Raw genomic sequence first — 19,843 nt, 5'->3', positions numbered from 1 at the left:
AGGATTGCTATTATCGCCGCTCCTGCGACAAAGTGTGTCGCTAACCCGGAATATTCGCGTTCATTTCCTGCGCAATATGCTCGCGCAGGCGGTCCAGCAAAGGCTGCATCTGCAGCACGATGGCGCGGGCGCGTTCAATGCCGTCGGCCGGCGCCAGCTTCTCCAGCGCCAGGCACAAGTCGGCAAAGCTCATGGCCCCCACCGCGCGCGCCGAGGATTTGATGCGGTGGCCCAGCTCGGACAGGCGCACCATATCCCCCGCCGCCAGCGCCGCATCGACCTCGCGCAGGCCGTCCTGCGCCGAGTCGATGAACATGTTGGCGTACTTGCGCATCTTCTCCGGCTTGTTGCCGAAGGTCTGGGCCAGGGCGCGCAGGTCGAACAGCTCGGCTTCGCCCGGCGGCTCGGCCACCGCCGCCGGCGCGGCGGCGTGCGCCGGTGCCGGCACCGGCGCCGCCACGGCAGCGCCCTGGCCCGGCGTGGTCGTGCTGCGCACCTGGGCCAGGCGGCCTTCCGCCGCGCGCTGGCTCATCCACTTCGAGAGCACCGAGAACAGCAGGTTCGGCGCGATCGGCTTGGTCACGAATTCGTCCATGCCGGCCGACAGGCAGCGCGCCTGGTCCTCTTTGCCGGCGTTGGCCGTCATGGCGATGATCAGGGTGCCGGCCAGTTTCGGATGGGCGCGGATCAGGCGCGTCGCCTCGTAACCGTCCATCACCGGCATCTGCACGTCCATCAGCACGCAGTCGAAATGCTCTTTCATCAGCAGGTCGATGGCTTCCTTGCCGTTGTTGGCCACCACCACGGTGGCGCCGGCATCCTCCAGCAGTTCCTGGCCCACCTGCTGGCTGAAGATATTGTCTTCCACCAGCAGGATGGAGGCGCCGTGGATCGGCGCCAGCAAGTCCGGCTGCAGCGCGTTGCTGTCGGTGGCCTGCAGCAGGTGCGTGCCCTTTTGCAGCTTGGCCGTGAACCAGAAGGTCGAGCCGTGGCCCGGCTCCGACTCCACGCCCACGGTGCCGCCCATCAGCTCCGCCAACTGCTTGCTGATCACCAGCCCCAGGCCGGTGCCGCCGTATTTGCGGGTGGTCGACGTGTCGCCCTGGTGGAAGGACTGGAACAGGCTGGAGACCTGGGCCGGCGTCATGCCGATGCCGTTGTCCTGCACCTCGAAGCGCACCACGGTGTAGTTGTCGCGGTCCTCGACCGGACGGGCGCGGATGAAGATTTTGCCGTTCTCCGAGAACTTGATGGCGTTGCTGGTGAAGTTCAGCAGCACCTGCTCCAGCCGCAGCGGATCGCCGCGCAGCTGGTGCGCCAGGCCGGGCCAGATCTCGAACACCAGCTCCAGCTGCTTGCGCGCCGCCGCGTCGCCCAGCTGGCTGGAGATATTGGTCAGCAGCGACTCCAGCGCAAAATCCAGCACTTCCAGGTCGAGCTTGCCGGCCTCGATCTTGGAAAAGTCGAGGATATCGTTGATGATGCCCAGCAGGTGCTGGCCCGAATGATAGATCTTTTGCAGGTAATCCTTCTGCTTCGGATTGGTGGCGCCCTTCAGCGCCAGGTGCGCCATGCCGATCACGGAATTCATCGGCGTGCGGATCTCGTGGCTCATATTCGACAAGAAATCGCTCTTGGCCTGGTTGGCCGCGCGCGCCTGCTCTTTCAGCATGTGCAGCTCGGTCACATCGGTCGACAGGGCGATCACCACCGACACCTCCTTGTCCAGCCGCACCGGCGCCTTCACCGTCCACAAGTGATGCACCACGCCGTGGTGGTCGGTATAGCTTTCCTCGCCGGAGCGCTTCTGGCCGTCCGCCAGCACCACGCGGTCTTCGCGCCAGGCCTCGTCGGCCTCGCGCGCCGGCATCACCTCGCGATCGAGCTTGCCGATAATACCGTCCACCGGCAGGCCGATCATCTCCGCCATCTTGGCGTTCACGTACACATAGCGCCGGTCCTGGTCCTTCATATACACGTGGGCGTCCACGTTATCCAGCACGCTGTCCAGCAGGCGGCGCTGCTCCAGCGCGTTGCGCCGCTGCGAGTACATGGTGAAGAAATAGCCGTAAATCAGCAGCGTGCCGGCAAAACCGGTCACCAGCGCGAGGAACGGGAAGGTGCGGTCGAAGCCCACGATCATATCGGCCTTGCGGGCGTAGAACTGGGCCTTCCACAGGCTGCCGTTGAAATCGATCGGCAGCACGGAAACGAAATAGTCCTCCGGATTGCCCGGCAGCGCGGCCGGCTTGTCGATCGAGCCGTTATCGTTGAACAGCAGGCGGTCGTCGTTCTCGATGATCAGGCTGCGCTTCTCCGGATCGGTGGACGCGTCGGAATACAGGATCATGTGCACCTGGCGGTCCGCCATTTCATCAATGGCGCCCTGGATCAGCTTTGAGACCGAGAAGCCGATGCCGACCGAACCCAGGAAGGCCGCGCGCCGGCTGCTCACGTCGTGCACCGGCATGCCGCGCTTGTACACCGGCAGGCGCATGCCCAGTCCGATATGCGGCACCGGCTGTTTGACCACCACCGGCTGGCCCGAGGCGCTGATCTGGCCCGTGTCGCGCGACAGCTGCATGGCGCGGTCGATGTTCGGATTGGCGGTGATGTCGACACCGAACTTCTCCATCAACTGCCCCATCGGCTCCAGGTAGGTCAGCGGCGAATAGTGCGAGCGCTGGCCGGGCGGGCGGATGTCGAATTTAGGATAGCCGTCCGGCGCCAGGCTGGTATCGGCCCGCACCCCCGCCACAAAGGCTTCGCGCTGCTCCTGCGGCACATTGGGGGCGAAGTTGATGGCCTCGATGGCGGGAAAATGCTTGCCCACGTCGAGCGCCGCCACGTACTGGCGGAACTGCAGCCGGCTCACATGGTCGGACGTCTGGAACAGCGCCACCAGGCCGCGCACCACGTCCGAATACGCCTTCACCCGCGCCGAAATGCTGTACTGCGTGGCGCGGTTCATATTATCGAAGCGCTGGTGCGCCTCCTCTTCCACCGTGTGGGCGGCCGTGGCGTACAAGGTGGTGCCCACCGCCCCCGCCAGCGACAGGCCAAGCAGCCACAACAAGACCCGACCGCCGGTCAGGGTCCTCAGCTTGCGCCGCATCCATTGAGAAAAGTCTTGCATTTGAGCAGCATACTATTAAAGCAGCCCGGAACGGAACCAAATCCTTGCCCCCCTGATCCAAAGCACCACAGGAGGGCAAATCATGAAAAACGAATCCCACATCTTAACGGCATCCCGGCTGCGCGGTGTTTTTGTGGCCTGCACGCAAGCTTTGGCCACCAGCCTGCTCCACATGGCAGGCGCGGCGGCCGCACCGCCAGCGCGGCCGGTGGCGGCGCCAGCACTGGAGCACCGCGAGTTCGACGCCATGCTGGAGGCTGCATTCCAGCCCCCGGCGGCCGGCCAGGCGCGAACTTTCATTTTGCACTTTACTCGGCCGGGCGTCCAGGCGGCGCGCGCCGTCCGCTGGCAACTGAGCCTGCACCGGCCGGATGGCCGGCTCGTGCGCCAGTGGCGCGGGCGCCACGTCCTGCAGCATGGCCATGGCCGCGTGCAAGTGCCCTGGCGCGCCACCGCGGCGATGCCCAACGGCATCTACGAGTTGCGCCTGCAGGCCGGCGAGATCCGCCAGCGCCGCCCGCTCGCCATCGGCCCGACAACGCTGCTGGCAAGCACCGCCACCCGCGTCCCGCCCGCCTCGATGCCGGGCCGGACCCTGGCCGGCCCGGCGCACTTCGACCGCCTGCCCTACGCCATCATCTACGGCAACCTGCACAGCCAGACCAACCACAGCGACGGCGGCGGCGACCCGGCGCACTGCGACGGCGCGCAGGCGCCCCAAAGCGCGCCCTTCGGCCCGGCCGACGCCTACCAGTTCGCCGAACGCCACGGCCTGCAGTTCCTGCTGGCCTCCGAGCACAACCACATGTTCGACGGCAGCGAAGGCAGCGCCCCCGGCGCCGACCCGCTGGCCGCGCGCCAGCTCTACCGCATGGGCCTGGACAGCGCCGCCAGCTACAGCGCCGCCCATCCGGCCTTCACCGCCCTGTACGGCCAGGAATGGGGCATCATCAGCGGCGGCGGCCACATCAACATCCTGAACAGCCCCGCCCTGCTGGGTTGGGAACGCAGCGCCGATGGCCAGCCCTTTGCCGACCTAGTCACCCCGCGCAACGACTACGCCGCCCTCTACAAGGCCATGCACGAGCAAGGCTGGCTGGGCCAATTCAACCACCCGAAAGAGAACCAGTTCCCGCTGGGCGGCAAAGCCCTGGCCTACAGCCAGGACGGCGCCGCCGCCATGGCCCTGTGCGAGATCATGAACAGCCACGCCTTTTCCGCCCGCACCGACGAAAGCGAAGTACGCCACAGCTTCTACGAAAGTACCTGCAACCGCCTGCTGGAAGCCGGCTACCAGCTCGCCTTCAGCAGCAACCAGGACAACCACTGCGCCAACTGGGGCGCCGCCTACGGCAACCGCACCGGCATCCTGCTGCCAGCCGGCGACCGGCAAACGCAGGAAAGCGTGCTGGCCGCCATCCGCGCCCGCCGCGTCTTCGCCACCATGGACAAGCACAGCGCCATCGCCCTCAGCGCCAATGGCGCCATCATGGGCAGCGAGGTCGATAACAGCGGCCCGCTGGCCCTGCAGGTGCACTTCGCCAGCAGCACGGGGCGCGGCATCGCCACGCTGGAGATCATGGAAGGCGTGCCAGGGCGCCAGGGCGCAGTGCGCGCCCTGCCCGGCGTCCGCGCCCTGCAGCACACGCTCACCCCGGCGCCCGGCCGCCACTTCTACTACGCCCGCATCACGCAGGACGACGGCCGCCAGCTGTGGTCAGCCCCGATATGGATCAATCAACGCTGATATGCACCGGCCTGATTTCGCGCGCCAGCATTTGCCGCACGGCCTGCGCCTCCTGCCGCACATCGGCCGGGGCCTGCGCGCGCCGCTCGCACTCGGCCAGCATTTGCTGCGCGCCCTGCGAATCGAGCTGCGCGCCCTCGCGCGACATGCGCAGCAAACCATAACGCACGGCCACCTTGCACAGGCCGGCGCCGTCGGCTTGCGCCAGCACCGTCGCCGGCTGTACGGCGCGCGCCGCCGCCAGGTCCGGCGGCGCACAGGAACCGCCCAGCTGGAAATCCAGCGCTGCCAGCACCGGCGCCTGCGGCAGCAGGGCCCGCGCCTCATCCATGGTGAAGGGCTGGCCCGCGCCGCAAGCCTGCAGCACGCGCGCGATGGCGCGCGGCTCGCCCGCCGCCGCCGCGGCGCGCATCCAGCGCAGCGCCTGCGCCGGCTGGCGCGACTGGAAATACTCGGTCAGCGCCATCATCGCCGCCCGCTCGCCGCGTCCGGCCGCCGCCTCGGCCTGCGCCGCGCACTGCGGCGACAGATCGGCCGCCTGCTGCTGGGCGCACGGCACGCTGACGGTCTTCACCCGCAGCTGCTTGTACCAAACCGCCAGCGCCGCCAACAGCACCAGAACCACCGCCACGCCGGCCATCGCGACCGCCGCCGCCCGTGGATTTGCTTTGCCTGGAATCTTCATGGCCGCATTGTACGTGCGCCCGCCGCGCACACCAATGCGCTAAACTGTGGGAAAACAAATAAGGAGTTAAATAATGCGCTGGGAAGGCAACCGGGAAAGTGAAAACGTCGAAGACCACCGTGGCGACGGCGGTGGCGGCGGCGGGGGATTCGGCTTCGGCGGCCGCTCCATCGGCATCGGCACCATCGTGCTGGCATTGCTGGGCGGCTGGGTGTTTGGCGTGAATCCGCTCACCATCCTCGGCCTGCTGAGCGGCGGCGGCGGCCCGGTCCAGGTCAGCGAACAGCAGCAACCGCGCCCGCGCGCCGAAGCCGACGACCGCGAATACAAGCTGATGAAAGTCGTGCTGGCCGACACCGAAGACGTGTGGCAGGAACTGTTCCGCCGCAACGGCGGCAACTACCAGATGCCCAAACTGAACGTGTTCACCGGCCGCATCCAGACCGCCTGCGGCCAGGGCGCTTCCGCCACCGGCCCGTTCTACTGCCCGGGCGACCGCGAAATCTACATCGACCTGGACTTCTTCCGCCTGATGGAGCGCCGCTTCAACGCGCCCGGCGAATTCGCGCAAGCCTACGTGGTCGCGCACGAAGTCGGCCACCACGTGCAAAACCTCATGGGCCTGAGCGACAAAGTCCACAATGCCCAGCGCAACGCCTCCGAACGCCAGGCCAACGCCCTCTCGGTCCGCCTGGAGCTGCAAGCCGACTGCTTCGCCGGCGTCTGGGCCCACCACGCCAACCGCGCCCGCAACATCATTGAGCAAGGCGACGTCGAAGCCGCGCTGGCCGCCGCCACCGCCATCGGCGACGACGCCCTGCAGCGCCAGGCCGGCGGCCAGGTGGTGCCGGACTCCTTCACCCACGGCAGCTCGGCGCAGCGCGTGCGCTGGTTCAAGCGCGGCATCGATTCCGGCGAAATTTCCCAATGCAATACCTTTGAGGCCCGCCAACTCTAGTGTAAATTGTGCGCATTCTGACAACTTGGAGGTGGAATGCGCGCGTATCGAAAAATGGCATCCGGCGTGGTGCTTGGTTTGGCGGCAGTGGGCGGCGCGTACGCGCAGCAGCCCGACCCTTATCTGTGGCTGGAAGACGTCGGCGGCGACAAGCCGCTGGCCTGGGTCAAGGAACAGAATGCCGCCGCCGAGAAAGAGCTGCAGGCGCAGCCCGACTATAAAGCCATCCACGCACGCCTGAAGACCATCCTCAATTCGAAAGAGCGCATCCCCTACGTCAACAAGCAGGGCGACTATTACTACAACTTCTGGCGCGACGCCACGCACACGCGCGGCATCTGGCGCCGCACCACGCTCGAGCAGTACCAGAAGGCCGACCCGCAATGGGAAACGGTGCTCGACATCGACAAGCTGGCCGCCGACGAAAAGGAAAACTGGGTATGGCACGGCGCCTCCTGCCTCTACCCCAAAGGCGAGAAATGCCTGGTGCAGCTCTCGCGCGGCGGCGGCGACGCCCACGTCGTGCGCGAATTCGACGTGAGCCAGCGCGCCTTCATCGCCGACGGCTTCAACCTGCCCGAAGCCAAGAGCGACATCGGCTGGATCGACGCCGACACCGTCTTCGTCGCCACCGACTTCGGCGCCGGCAGCATGACCACCTCCGGCTACCCGCGCATTGTCAAGGAATGGCAACGCGGCGCCCCGCTGGCCGCCGCCACCACCCTCTACGAAGCCAAAACCGACGACCTGGGCGTAGGCTCCTACAAGGACTTCACCCCCGGCTACAACCACCAGTTCATCACGCGCCAGATCGGCTTTTACGCCAGCGAGTTGTTCCTGCGCGAAGGCGCCACGCTCACCAAAGTGGCGAAGCCGGACGACGCCAACGCCTACACCGTGCGCGACCAGCTGGTGATCGAGCTGCGCTCCGACTGGACCGTCAACGGCGCCACCTACCAGCAAGGCTCCCTGCTGGCGATGGACTTCAAACGCTTCATGGCGGGCGAGCGCGCGTTCGACGTCCTGTTCACCCCAAGCGCCACCAGCTCGCTCGACGGCGTCAGCGCCACCCGCAGCGCCCTGCTGCTCAATGTGCTCGACAACGTCAAGAACCGCCTGGTCGAACTGCGCCACGTGGACGGCAAATGGCAGCAGCGCAAGGTCGACGCCCCCGCCTTCGGCACCCTGGGCGTGCAGCCGCTGGACGCCGTCGACTCCGACCAGTACTTCCTGACGGTGACCGACTTCCTCACCCCGACCACGATGTACCTGGCGCAAACCGGCAACGACCAGCGCACCGCGCTCAAGTCCCTGCCCGCCTACTTCGACGCCGCGCCGTATACGGTAAAGCAGCACATGGCCGTCTCCAAAGACGGCACCAAAGTGCCCTACTTCGTGGTGATGGCGAAGAAAGCCAAGCTGAATGGCAAGAACCCCACCATCCTGTACGGCTACGGCGGCTTTGAAGTCTCGATGAAGCCCTTCTACAGCGGCAGCACCGGCGCCGCATGGCTCAAGCAAGGCGGCACCTACGTGCTGGCCAACATCCGCGGCGGCGGCGAATTCGGCCCGCGCTGGCACCAGGCCGCGCTGAAGGAAAACCGCCAGCGCGCCTTCGACGACTTCACCGCCGTCGCCCAGGACGTCATCAAGCGCAAGATCACCAGCCCGCGCCACCTCGGCATCATGGGCGGCAGCAACGGCGGCCTGCTGGTGGGCGCAGCGCTGACCCAGCGCCCCGACCTGTTCAACGCCGTCGTCTGCCAGGTCCCCCTGCTCGACATGCAGCGCTACAGCAAGCTGCTGGCCGGCGCCTCCTGGATGGGTGAATACGGCGACCCGGACGACCCGAAGCAATGGGCCTACATCAGCAAATACTCGCCGTACCAGAACGTGTTCAAGGACAAGCACTACCCGCGCGTCCTGTTCACCACCTCCACCCGCGACGACCGCGTCCACCCCGGCCACGCCCGCAAGATGGTCGCCAAGATGAAAGAGCAAGGGCATGACGTGCTGTACTGGGAAAACACCGAAGGCGGCCACGCCGGCGCCGCCAACAACGACCAGCAAGCCCAGATGAACGCCCTGACCTACGCCTTCCTCCTGAAACAGCTCCGCTAAATTCGGGGTCAAGTCTGACAATCGGACACCGACGACACACCTTTGATTTATCTCAAAACACCCTTCCCGCCTTTATGGGCGCGCAGGGTGTTTTTCATATTGCATGCCGGCATTTTGTCCGATTGTCAGACCTGACCCCGAATTTTGGCCCCGAATTTTGCCAAGCGTGCGCCGGGGAAATATGGCGCTGGCTATGCTGAAAAATGTTGCCTGCGGCGTTGCGTTCTTTACAAAGTGAAGCTTTTTGATACTTTGTGATTGACTGTCGCACCTGCTGGAGTAAATTTAGGCCTTTCCCCTCGCAATCCACCCGCACAACGAGGTACCGTCGATGAATGACATGACCGAACTGCCTGAAGAGTTGGACCTGAAACTGATCTTGTCCACTTTGATGGCCTTGAAGAAAGGTGACTTCTCCGCGCGTTTGCCGTCCGACTGGACGGGCATGTCGGGCAAGATCGCCGATACCCTGAACGACATCATCGAAACCAACGAGCGCATGGTGAAGTCGGTGACGGAGGTGAGCCGCGTGGTGGGCCGTGAGGGCCGCCTGACGCAGCGCGCGACGGTGCATGTCTCCGGCGGCTGGGCCACCATCATCAGCGCGGTCAATACCCTGATCGATGACCTGGTGCGGCCAACCACGGAAATGGCGCGCGTGATCGGCGCCGTGGCCAAGGGCGACCTGTCGCAGACCATGGCGCTGGAGGTGGATGGCCATCCCCTGAAAGGCCAATACCTGCGCGCGGCGATGACGGCGAATACCATGGTGGAGCAGCTGACCTCCTTCTCGTCCGAGGTGACGCGCGTGGCGCGCGAGGTGGGCACCGAGGGTAAACTGGGCGGCCAGGCGCAGGTGAAGGGCGTGGCGGGCACCTGGAAGGATTTGACCGACTCCGTGAACTCCATGGCGGGTAACCTGACTTCCCAGGTGCGGAATATCGCGGAAGTGACCACCGCCGTGGCGAACGGCGACTTGTCCAAGAAAATCACGGTGGACGTGCGCGGCGAGATCCTGCAGCTGAAAGACACCATCAACGTGATGGTGGACCAGCTGCGTTCCTTCGCTTCGGAGGTGACCCGCGTGGCGCGCGAAGTGGGTACCGAGGGCAAGCTGGGCGGCCAGGCCTACGTGCCGGGCGTGGGCGGCACCTGGAAGGATTTGACCGACAACGTGAACTTCATGGCCTCCAACCTGACCGGCCAGGTGCGCAATATCGCGGCGGTGACCACCGCCGTGGCGAACGGCGACCTGTCCAAGAAAATCACGGTGGACGTGAAGGGCGAGATCCTGGAACTGAAAAACACCATCAACGTGATGGTGGACCAGCTGTCCTCCTTCGCGTCCGAAGTGACGCGTGTGGCGCGCGAGGTGGGCACCGAGGGCAAACTGGGCGGCCAGGCGCAGGTGAAAGGCGTGGCCGGCACCTGGAAAGACTTGACCGACTCCGTGAACTCCATGGCGGGTAACCTGACCTCGCAGGTGCGGAATATCGCCGAGGTGACCACCGCCGTGGCGAACGGCGACCTGTCCAAGAAGATCACGGTGGACGTGAAGGGCGAGATCCTCGAGCTGAAAAACACCATCAACGTGATGGTGGACCAGTTGAACTCTTTCGCCTCGGAGGTGACCCGGGTGGCGCGCGAGGTGGGGACCGAGGGTAAGCTGGGCGGCCAGGCAAACGTGTCCGGCGTCGGCGGCACCTGGAAGGACTTGACCGATAACGTGAACTTCATGGCCTCCAACCTGACCGGCCAGGTGCGCAATATCGCGGAGGTGACCACGGCGGTGGCGAACGGCGACCTGTCCAAGAAAATCACGGTGGACGTGAAGGGCGAGATCCTGGAACTGAAAAACACCATCAACGTGATGGTGGACCAGCTGTCCTCGTTCGCGTCGGAAGTGACGCGCGTGGCGCGCGAGGTGGGTACCGAGGGCAAGCTGGGCGGCCAGGCCTACGTGCCCGGCGTGGGCGGCACCTGGAAAGACTTGACCGACAACGTGAACTTCATGGCCTCCAACCTGACCGGCCAGGTGCGCAATATCGCGGCGGTGACCACCGCGGTGGCGCGCGGCGACCTGTCGAAAAAGATCACGGTGGACGTGAAGGGCGAGATCCTGGAACTGAAAGACACCATCAACGTGATGGTGGACCAGCTGTCCTCCTTCGCCTCGGAAGTGACGCGCGTGGCGCGCGAGGTGGGGACCGAGGGTAAGCTGGGCGGCCAGGCCAACGTGTCCGGCGTGGCCGGCACCTGGAAGGACTTGACCGAGAACGTGAACCAGCTGGCGGCGAACCTGACCAACCAGGTGCGCGCGATCGCGGAGGTGGCAACCGCCGTGACGCGCGGCGACTTGTCCCGTTCCATCCAGGTCGAGGCGCGCGGCGAGGTGTCCTACCTGAAGGACAACATCAACGAGATGATCCGCAACCTGAAGGAAACCACGCAGAAGAACGCGCAGCAGGACTGGCTGAAAACCAACCTGGCGCGCTTCACCCGCCTGCTGCAAGGCCAGCGCGACCTGCAGGCGGTGACCAAGCTGATCCTGTCCGAGCTGGCGCCGCTGGTGTCGGCCCACCACGGCGTGTTCTACATGATGGACTCGCAGCTGGCCGACGCCCGCCTGCGCATGATCGCCAGCTACGGCTACCGCTCGTCGCGCAAGCTGCCCACCTCCTTCCTGCCGGGCGAGGGTCTGGTCGGCCAGTGCGCGCTGGAGAAAATGCGCATCTGGCTGACCGACGTGCCGCGCGACTACATCGTGGTCAGCTCCGGCCTGGGCGCGGCGCCGCCCACCAATATCGTGGTGCTGCCCATCCTGTTCGAGCAGCAGGTGAAGGCGGTGATCGAAATCGCCTCGCTGGATCGCTTCACCGAGACCCACCTGTCCTTCCTCGACCAGCTGATGGAATCGATCGGCGTGGTGCTGAACACCATCGAGGCCAACAGCCGCACCGAATCGCTGCTGACGCAATCGCAATCGCTGGCGCAGGAACTGCAGCAAACCAACCAGGAGCTGGCCGAGAAGGCGCGCCTGCTGTCCGAGCAGAATATCGAGGTGGAACGCAAGAACCGCGAGGTGGAGCAGGCCAAACTGGCGCTGGAAGAAAAGGCGACCCAACTGGCCCTGTCCTCCAAATACAAGTCCGAGTTCCTGGCCAATATGTCGCACGAGCTGCGCACGCCTTTGAACTCGCTGCTGATCCTGGCGCAGCAGTTGGGCGACAACCCGGAGGGCAACCTGTCCGGCAAGCAGGTGGAATTCGCCAAGACCATCCACGGCTCCGGCTCCGACCTGCTCACGCTGATCAACGACATTCTCGACCTGTCCAAGATCGAATCAGGCACCGTCACGCTGGACGTGTCCGAATACCGCTTCGCCAACCTGCGCAGCTACGTCGAGCGCACCTTCCGCCATATGGCGGAGGCCAAGCACCTCGGCTTCACGGTGGAACTGGGCGACAACCTGCCCGCCTCCCTGATGACCGACACCACGCGCCTGCAGCAGGTGCTGAAAAACCTGCTGTCGAACGCCTTCAAATTCACCAACCACGGCCAGGTCTCGCTCGGCATCGCCCTGGTGCAAAGCGGCTGGAGCAGCGACCACCCCAACCTGGGCAATGCCGACGCCGTGCTCTCGTTCGCTGTCAGCGATACCGGCGTCGGTATCGCCAGCGACAAGCTGCAGCTGATCTTCGAAGCCTTCCAGCAGGCCGACGGCTCCACCGCCCGCAAGTACGGCGGCACCGGCCTTGGCCTGTCGATCTCGCGCGAACTGGCCCGCCTGCTGGGCGGCGAGATCCGCGTCGAATCGGTGGTCGGCGCCGGCTCCACCTTCACCCTGTTCCTGCCGTATAACCGCTCCGGCTTCGTGTACTACGAGACGGCGCGCCAGCCGGCCATGCCGCGCCTGCCCGCGCCGAACACGCCGAACACCCCGCAGCCGATGATCGCCGCCCCCGCCGTGGTGTACACGCCGCCACCGCAGCCGCAGATCGAACAGGACGAACAGACCTACGGCTCCACCATCGACGACCGCGGCCTGACCACGCCGGGCGACCCGTCGGTGCTGATCGTGGAGGACGACGAGCGCTTCGCCAAAGTGGTGCTGGATTTCGCGCGCGAAAAGAACTTCAAGGGCATCGTCACGCACCAGGGCGACTGGGCCCTGAGCCTGGCGCGCGACTACCTGCCCTCGGCCATCCTGCTCGACCTGGACCTGCCGGACATCGACGGCTTCACCGTGCTGGAGCGCCTGAAACGCGACCCGAGCACGCGCCACATCCCGGTGCATGTCATGTCCAGCCTGCGCGAACGCGAACCGGCCTTGCGCAGCGGCGCCATCTCCTACCTGAACAAACCGGTCAGCAAGGAAGACCTGAACGAAGAATTCTCGCGCATCCAGCGCTTCCTGATCGGCGGCAAACGCAACCTGCTGGTGGTGGACGACGAAGAGAACCAGCGCGACGCCATCATCAAGCTGATAGGCGACTCCGATGTCGCCATCACCGCCGTCGGCACCGGCCAGGAAGCACTGGCCGCCCTGCACGCCGCCCACTTCGACTGCATGGTGCTCGACCTGACCCTGCCCGACATCAGCGGCTTCGACCTGCTCGACACCATCGGCAAGGACCAGCGCCTGCGCGCCATGCCGATCGTGATCAACACCGCCAAAGAGCTGAACCGCAAGGAAGTGGCCAAGCTCAAACGCTACGCCAAGACCATCGTCATCAAGGACGCCCGCTCGCCCGAGCGCCTGCTGGATGAAACGGCGCTGTTCCTGCACCGCTCCCAGGCCAACCTGCCGGAAGCGCAGCGCCGCATGCTGGAAGAGGTGCACGCGGCCGATGCCGGCCTGGCAGGGCGCAAGGTGCTGATCGTGGACGACGACTTGCGCAATATCTTCGCCCTGTCCTCGCTGCTGGAACGCCAGCAGATGCAGGTCTCCTTCGCCGAGAACGGGCGCGATGGCATTGAGGTGCTGGAACGCGACCCGACCATCGAGATCGTCCTGATGGACATCATGATGCCGGAGATGGACGGCTACGACACCATGCGCGCCATCCGCCGCATCCCCAAATTCCGTTCGCTGCCCATCATCACGCTGACCGCCAAGGCCATGAAGGGCGACCGCGACAAATGCATCGCCGCCGGCGCCTCCGACTACATCACCAAACCGGTGGACGTGGCGCAGCTGTTGTCGCTGATGCGCGTCTGGCTGCATTGATGGGCGCGAGCGAAGAACTGCGCCGCAGCACGGCGCCCGAGCTGGAGGAGCTGGAGCTGGAGTTGCTGCTCGAAGCGCTGGTGCGCCGCTTCGGCTTCGACTTCCGCCTGCACGAGCGCGTGGCGCTGAAGGCCAAGCTGTTCGGCTTCATGCGGCAGCACGGCCTGGCCACGCTATCGCAGCTGCAGGACAGCGCCCTGCACGACGCCGTCGCCGCCGGCCAGCTATTCCGCACCCTGCACGTGCCGCCCGCCGGCCTGTTCGACGCCCCGGCCGAAGCGCTGATGCTGCGCGAAGCCGCCGAACACGCCCTGCGCGGCGCCGCCCTGCCCCGCATCTGGCTGGCCGACTGCGCCGGCGCCGGCCAGGCCTGGACCCTGGCCGTCATCCTGGCCGAGATGGGCCTGCTGGAGCAGGCCGAAATCCACGCCACCGTCGCCAGCGACGACCTGCTGGACGAAGCCCTGTCCGCCTGGCTCACCGAGGCCGAGCTGGAACAGGCGCAAGCCGCCTACCGCCAGAGTGGCGGCCAGGGCCAGCTCAACGACTACTTCCAGGTCCAGGCCGGCCGCGCCGCGCTGGCCGGCGCGCACCGCAAGCACATCACCTGGTCGCAATACAACCTGGTCACCGACGCCTCCTTCAACGAGTTCAACCTGATCATCGCGCCGCGCAGCCTGCCCGACTTCGGCCCCCTGCTGCGGCAACACGTGCTCCAGCTCTTCCACGAAAGCCTCGCCCCCCTCGGTTATGTGCAAAATTGCACAACGTGAGTGCAACCCTGTCAGTTTCGCACAGTTGGCAAAACATGCACACTCGTCGCATAACAAAACCCGAGGAGACTTTGATGCGTGTGTCGAACAACCAATTCATGCTGCGCCGCTCTGTGGCGGCGGTGATGATGACCTTGCCCGCCGTCTATGCCCAACCCGTCCTGGCGCAGGACGCCGGCGGGCAGAAGGCGGAGGCGGTGATCGACAAGGTGATCGTGACGGCCCGCAAGCGCGAAGAGCTGATCCAGGACGTGCCGGGCGCGGTCACCGCGCTGTCCGGCGCCCAGCTGGAGAAGAAGGCGCTGCCGGATATCACGGCGCTGACCGACATCGTGCCCAACACCACGCTCAAAGCCTCGCGCGGCACCAACACCACCCTCACCGCCTTCATTCGCGGCATCGGCCAGCAAGACCCGGTGGCCGGCTACGAGCAAGGCGTCGGCATCTACCTGGACGACGTCTACCTGGCGCGCCCGCAAGGCGCCCTGACCGACATCTACGACCTGGAACGCATCGAAGTGCTGCGCGGCCCGCAAGGCACGCTGTACGGCCGCAACACCATCGGCGGCGCGGTCAAATACGTCACCAAAAAACTGTCGCCCAACCCGACCTTTGAGATCAAGGGCGCCCTCGGCAACTACAGCCAGCGCGACCTGGTGCTGAAAGGCAGCACGCCGATCAGCGACATCCTGCGCGTCGGCGCCACCGTCGGCACCTTCAACCGCGACGGCTTCGGCAAGAACGTCATCAACGGCCGCGAGAACTACAACAAGGACGTGGGCGCGGCCCGCGTCAGCGCCGAACTGGTGCCGAGCAGCGACCTGTTCATCCGCTTCGCGGCCGACTACACCAAGGACGACTCGCAAGCCAAACAAGGCTACCGCCTGCTGAACGGCCCGGCGCCGGGCAACGAGCCGCCGCTGGCCGGCGACTACGATACGCGCGCCAACCTGTACAAGGTGAACGGCCACGAACAGGAAGTGACCACCAAGGGCGCGTCGCTGACCATCGACTACAACCTCAGCCCTGAACTGATGTTCAAATCGGTCACCGCCCACCGCTCCTCCAAATCCTACGCGCCGATCGACTTCGATTCGCTCAACGCGCCGCTGTGGGAAGCGCCGGCCATCTACAGCGACAAGCAAGACAGCCAGGAATTCCAGCTGACCTACGCCGGCTCCAAATGGCAGGGCGTGGCGGGCCTGTTCTACATGAAAACCAACGCCTTCAACGAATTCGATGTGCTGTACAACGCCGGCGGCGGCCTGTCGCTGCTGACCCGCGACGATATCGATTCCAAGACCTGGGCCATTTACGCCGACGCCAGCTACAGCGTGAGCGATACCTTCAATCTGAGCCTGGGCGGCCGCTGGACCGACGACCAGCGCGAAGCGGCGATCTACAAGCGCACCTATCTCGGCCTGGCCGGTTCGCCCAACCTGGGCAACCCGAACGCGGTCGGCCTGGCGCCCAACACCGACCTCGGCAAGGGCGACCTGAATCGCAAGGACAAGAAGTTCACGCCAAAACTCGGCTTCGGCTGGAAGGTCGCGCCGGAGCACAATGTCTACGGCACCTACCAGAGCGGCTTCAAAGGCGGCATGTACGACCCGCGCATGGACCTGGCGGCAACCGGCGGCCCGAACACCCCGGCCTCGCTGGAAAAACGCCGCGGCGTCAATCCGGAGGAAGTCGACACAGTGGAGCTGGGCCTGAAATCCTCGCTCAACGGCGGCCGCCTGCAAACCAACGCCGCGCTGTTCTACACCGACTACCAGAACGTGCAGATCGCCGGCTCGATCCCCACTTTCAACGCGCAGGGCCAGGTCAACGGCTTCGCCGGCACCCTGACCAACGCCGGCAAGGCCAAGATCAAAGGCCTGGAACTGGAAGCGATTGCCCGCGTCAGCAACGAGCTGACCGTGAACGGCATGCTGAGCTACATCGACGCCGAGTACAAGGAATGGATGGTCGCCAGCGGCGCCACCCTGGTCAATATCGCCAAGAGCGCCGAGGTGCAGAACACGCCGAAGATGTCGGCCAACCTGGGCGCCAGCTACGAATGGCCGGTCAACCTGCTGGGCCGCAGCGGCACCATGAGTTTCAACAACAGCGTGTCGTACAAAGACAAGGTGTACCAGGCCGAGATCGTGCGCCCCACCGGCGTCGCCTCGCTGGACGCGCTGGTGCCGCAGAACCTGATGCTGGCGCAAGGCGCCTTCACCCTGTGGGACGCCGGCCTGGTCTGGACCAGCGCCGACCGCAAGCTGCAGATCGGCTTGCACGGCCGCAACCTGACGGACAAGCGCTACAAGGTGGCCGGCTACGCCTTCGGCGGCTTCTTCAACACCGTCACCACCTACTACGGCGACCCGCGCACCTACAAGCTCACCGCCTCCTACAAGTTCTGAGAATTGGTGACGATTGGAGAGAATTCCGTGCGCCAGTAGGCATATCATGGCTATGAGGATAGCCAGATGTTACTCGAGCGTGATAAGCAGTTGGAGGCGCTGCAGCGGCTGGCAAATTGCGTTGCCGCCGGTGCGGGCGGGATGGCGCTGGTGCTGGGCGAGGCCGGCATCGGCAAGTCGTCCTTGCTGCGCGCCTGCGCGGCGGCGTTGCAGGATCGCTTCCTGGTCCTGCAGGGCGCCTGCGAGGACCTGTCCACGCCGCGCGTCCTGGGCCCATTGCGCGATATGGCGCCGGCCCTGGGGAGCGAGGTGGTTGCCGCCATCGACCACGCCACCCATCCCGACCAGCTGATGCCTTTGCTGCTCAGCCGGCTGGGCACGCAGGCACGCCCCGTCCTGGTCATTTGCGAAGACTTGCATTGGGCCGACCAGGCCACCCTCGACCTGCTGAAGTACCTGGCACGGCGCATCGCCAGCCACCCGATCCTGCTCCTGGCCAGTGCGCGCGATGATGAACTGCCGCCCGACCATGCCTTCTGGCGCTGGGCCGGCGACCTGCCCGCCGCCAGCACCCAGCGCCTGACGCTGCCGCCGCTGTCGGCGGCGGCCGTGGCGACCCTGGCGCAAGGCATGGCCTGCGATCCGGCGGAACTGCACCGCGTCACCGGCGGCAATCCCTTCTTCCTGTCCGAACTGCTGGCCGACGCCGGCCCGCCTGTGCCGGGCCACCTGCCCGCTTCCGTGCGCGACGCGGTGTGGGGCCGCCTGGCGCGCCTGGACGCGCCGGTGCGCACCGTGCTGGAGCTGGTCAGCGTAAGTCCGGTGGCGCTGGAAGAATGGCTGCTGGAAGCCTTGCTGGGCGAAGGCGCCGGCCACGCCATTGATCGCAGCGTCGATAGCGGCCTGCTGCAACGCGGCGCCCCCGGCCATTTGTCCTTCCGCCACGAACTGGCACGGCAGGCGGTGTTGAGCGGATTGCGTCCGGCCGCCACGCGCGCCTTGCATAAGCGCCTGTGCCACGCGCTGGCAGAGCAGGCGCCGCCGCAGGCCAAGGTGGAGCTGGCGCGCCTGGTACACCATGCCACCGGGGCGCAGGACGCGCATATGGTGCTGCAACTGGCGCCGCGCGCGGCGCGCCAGGCCGCGGCGCTGGGCGCGCACCGGCAGGCGGCCGCGCATCTGGCGAGCGCCTTGCAGTTCGTCGATGCCGTGGCCTGGACCGGCGATGCGGCCCAGCTCTATGAGGATTGGGCCTACGAGGCCGGCCTGCTGCGCATCGACCCGCAATTGATCGCGGCGCGCCAGCAGGCCATCGCGCTTTGGCAAAGCGTGGACCGGCCGGACAAGGTGGGCCTGAACCTGCGCTGGCTGGCGCGTCTGCACTGGTATCGCGGTGAGGCGCAGGAGGCTGAGCGCTACGGCCTGGAAGCGATCCGCACGCTGGAGCGCCTGCCCAACAGCAAAGAGCTGGCCATGGCCTACAGCATGCGCGCGCAGCACCAGCTGTTGCAGGATCATCCGCGCTCCGCCATCGAATGGGGCCAGCTGGCGCTGGAACTGGCAACGGCGCTGGATGACAACGATACGCGCGTGCATGCGCTGACCAATATCGGCAGCGCGCGCCTGTTCCTCGGCGATGCCAACGGGCAGCAGGACCTGGCCGAGGGCCTGGAAATCGCGCTGGCCTGCCACCTGCATGAACACGCGGCGCGCATCTATAGCAACTGGACCGAGTACGCGGTAGTCTTCAAGCAGTTCGCCCAGGCCGAGCGCCTGCTGGCCGAGGGCTTCGCCTACCACCATGACCACGAGCTGGACGCATGGGTGCACTACCTGACGGGCTGGCAAGCCCAGCTCCATCTTGACAAAGGCGAACTGTGTACCGCCGCCGCGCTGGCGCGCCAGGTCCTGGCCCTGCCGGACCTGAGCCTGGTGATGCGCCTGCCGGCCCTGACTGTGCTGGGACGCACCTTGTCGCGCCTGGGCGACGAGGACGCGGCGCCCTGCCTGCGCGAAGCCCTGCAATGGGCGCGCGCCACTGGCGAGGCGCAGCGCCTGCTGCCGGTGCTGCTGGCCTTGACCGAAGCGGCCTGGCAGGCGCAGGACGCCGAGGCCGGCCGCCGCTGGCTGGACGATATCGCCCACTTCGACCTGTCTGGCGTGAATGCCTGGGACCTGGCCGAAGTCGCCGTCTGGCGCCAGCGCGCGGGCCTGCCGCCCATGGCCGACGGCGCCGCCCCAGGGCAAGACGATCCGCCGCCCTGGCCCGCGCCCCGCGCCGCCGAACTGTCAGGACAAGCCGCCAGCGCCTGCGACGCCTGGCTCGCACTCGGCCTGCCCTTCGAAGCGGCGCTGGCCCTGCTCGACCTGCCCGACACCAGCGCGGTCGCCGCCATCCCCAAGGCCGTGGCCTTGCTGGAGCAGATCGGCGCCGCCCCGGCAGCCGCCCTGGCGCGCCGGCGCGCGCGCGCCGGCGGCATGCAGGCGCAATTGCCGAAAGCGCGGCGCGGCCCCTACGGCGCGGCGCGCGACCATCCCTGCGGCCTGACCAAGCGCGAAGCGCAAGTGCTGGAACTGCTGCTGGATGGACTCAGCAACGCCGAAATTGCCCAGCGCCTGTGCCGCTCCGAACGCACCGTCGAACACCACGTCTCCACCTTGCTCGGCAAACTGGGCGCCAGCACGCGCCTCGACCTGCTGCGCCGCCCGCCGTCCGCCCCGCTGCAAAACTAGGTGCCGGCAGCGGCGCAAACTAGGTACCAGTACCAATTCGCCGCCGCCG

At 66.3% G+C, this 19,843-nt stretch carries 9 protein-coding genes; 7 read left to right on the top strand and 2 right to left on the bottom strand.

Annotated features, from left to right (window positions below):
- Nucleotides 1-40: 40 nt before the first annotated feature.
- Nucleotides 41-3,136 carry a CHASE domain-containing protein gene (locus GTP41_RS14775; RefSeq protein ID WP_229502871.1) on the bottom strand — a complete coding sequence of 1,032 codons (3,096 nt, stop codon included), beginning with the start codon at nucleotides 3,134-3,136 and terminating at the stop codon, nucleotides 41-43.
- A gap of 82 nt (nucleotides 3,137-3,218) precedes the next feature.
- On the opposite strand from GTP41_RS14775, the gene GTP41_RS14770 reads away from it, so the two are divergent.
- The gene (locus GTP41_RS14770) at nucleotides 3,219-4,883 is read left to right on the top strand and encodes a CehA/McbA family metallohydrolase (RefSeq protein ID WP_229502869.1); all 1,665 of its coding nucleotides are present in this window, start codon (nucleotides 3,219-3,221) and stop codon (nucleotides 4,881-4,883) included.
- On the opposite strand, the gene GTP41_RS14765 is transcribed toward GTP41_RS14770, so the two are convergent.
- Complete coding sequence (locus GTP41_RS14765; protein ID WP_161026325.1) at nucleotides 4,870-5,568, bottom strand: hypothetical protein; 699 nt, start codon at nucleotides 5,566-5,568, stop codon at nucleotides 4,870-4,872. The two genes, GTP41_RS14770 and GTP41_RS14765, sit on opposite strands and share 14 nt — an antisense overlap.
- A 73-nt stretch (nucleotides 5,569-5,641) precedes the next feature.
- Between GTP41_RS14765 and ypfJ the strand changes: the two genes are divergently transcribed.
- From ypfJ to GTP41_RS14735, 6 genes are all read left to right on the top strand, one after another.
- Nucleotides 5,642-6,526 (top strand): KPN_02809 family neutral zinc metallopeptidase, encoded by an 885-nt coding sequence (ypfJ, locus tag GTP41_RS14760; RefSeq protein WP_161026324.1) that lies wholly within the window; start codon nucleotides 5,642-5,644, stop codon nucleotides 6,524-6,526.
- 36 nt (nucleotides 6,527-6,562) lie between these two features.
- Nucleotides 6,563-8,647 carry a prolyl oligopeptidase family serine peptidase gene (locus GTP41_RS14755; protein ID WP_161026323.1) on the top strand — a complete coding sequence of 695 codons (2,085 nt, stop codon included), beginning with the start codon at nucleotides 6,563-6,565 and terminating at the stop codon, nucleotides 8,645-8,647.
- 331 nt (nucleotides 8,648-8,978) lie between these two features.
- Complete coding sequence (locus GTP41_RS14750; protein WP_161026322.1) at nucleotides 8,979-13,877, top strand: hybrid sensor histidine kinase/response regulator; 4,899 nt, start codon at nucleotides 8,979-8,981, stop codon at nucleotides 13,875-13,877.
- Nucleotides 13,877-14,650: a CheR family methyltransferase gene (locus GTP41_RS14745; RefSeq protein ID WP_161026321.1), complete on the top strand. Its 774-nt coding sequence runs from the start codon at nucleotides 13,877-13,879 to the stop codon at nucleotides 14,648-14,650. The genes GTP41_RS14750 and GTP41_RS14745 overlap by 1 nt, the downstream gene beginning before the upstream one ends.
- A gap of 74 nt (nucleotides 14,651-14,724) precedes the next feature.
- Nucleotides 14,725-17,061, top strand: coding sequence for a TonB-dependent receptor (locus GTP41_RS14740; RefSeq protein WP_161026320.1), 2,337 nt, complete (start codon nucleotides 14,725-14,727; stop codon nucleotides 17,059-17,061).
- Between the two features lie 66 nt (nucleotides 17,062-17,127).
- Nucleotides 17,128-19,794, top strand: a complete 2,667-nt coding sequence (locus GTP41_RS14735; RefSeq protein ID WP_161026319.1) for an ATP-binding protein — start codon at nucleotides 17,128-17,130, stop codon at nucleotides 19,792-19,794.
- The last annotated feature ends 49 nt before the right edge of the window (nucleotides 19,795-19,843 follow it).

Source organism: Pseudoduganella guangdongensis (assembly GCF_009857475.1).
GTDB classification, from domain to species: domain Bacteria; phylum Pseudomonadota; class Gammaproteobacteria; order Burkholderiales; family Burkholderiaceae_D; genus Rugamonas; species Rugamonas guangdongensis.
The sequence above is the reverse complement of the archived record's forward strand: the minus strand, read 5'-3'. Positions and strand labels throughout refer to the sequence as shown.

Excerpts from the sequence above, each read along its gene's own strand:
- GTP41_RS14775 (WP_229502871.1), bottom strand. The coding sequence starts at position 3,136 with ATGCAAGACTTTTCTCAATGGATGCGGCGCAAGCTGAGGACCCTGACC.
- GTP41_RS14770 (WP_229502869.1), top strand. The coding sequence starts at position 3,219 with ATGAAAAACGAATCCCACATCTTAACGGCATCCCGGCTGCGCGGTGTT.
- GTP41_RS14765 (WP_161026325.1), bottom strand. The coding sequence starts at position 5,568 with ATGAAGATTCCAGGCAAAGCAAATCCACGGGCGGCGGCGGTCGCGATG.
- ypfJ (WP_161026324.1), top strand. The coding sequence starts at position 5,642 with ATGCGCTGGGAAGGCAACCGGGAAAGTGAAAACGTCGAAGACCACCGT.
- GTP41_RS14755 (WP_161026323.1), top strand. The coding sequence starts at position 6,563 with ATGCGCGCGTATCGAAAAATGGCATCCGGCGTGGTGCTTGGTTTGGCG.
- GTP41_RS14750 (WP_161026322.1), top strand. The coding sequence starts at position 8,979 with ATGAATGACATGACCGAACTGCCTGAAGAGTTGGACCTGAAACTGATC.
- GTP41_RS14745 (WP_161026321.1), top strand. The coding sequence starts at position 13,877 with ATGGGCGCGAGCGAAGAACTGCGCCGCAGCACGGCGCCCGAGCTGGAG.
- GTP41_RS14740 (WP_161026320.1), top strand. The coding sequence starts at position 14,725 with ATGCGTGTGTCGAACAACCAATTCATGCTGCGCCGCTCTGTGGCGGCG.
- GTP41_RS14735 (WP_161026319.1), top strand. The coding sequence starts at position 17,128 with ATGTTACTCGAGCGTGATAAGCAGTTGGAGGCGCTGCAGCGGCTGGCA.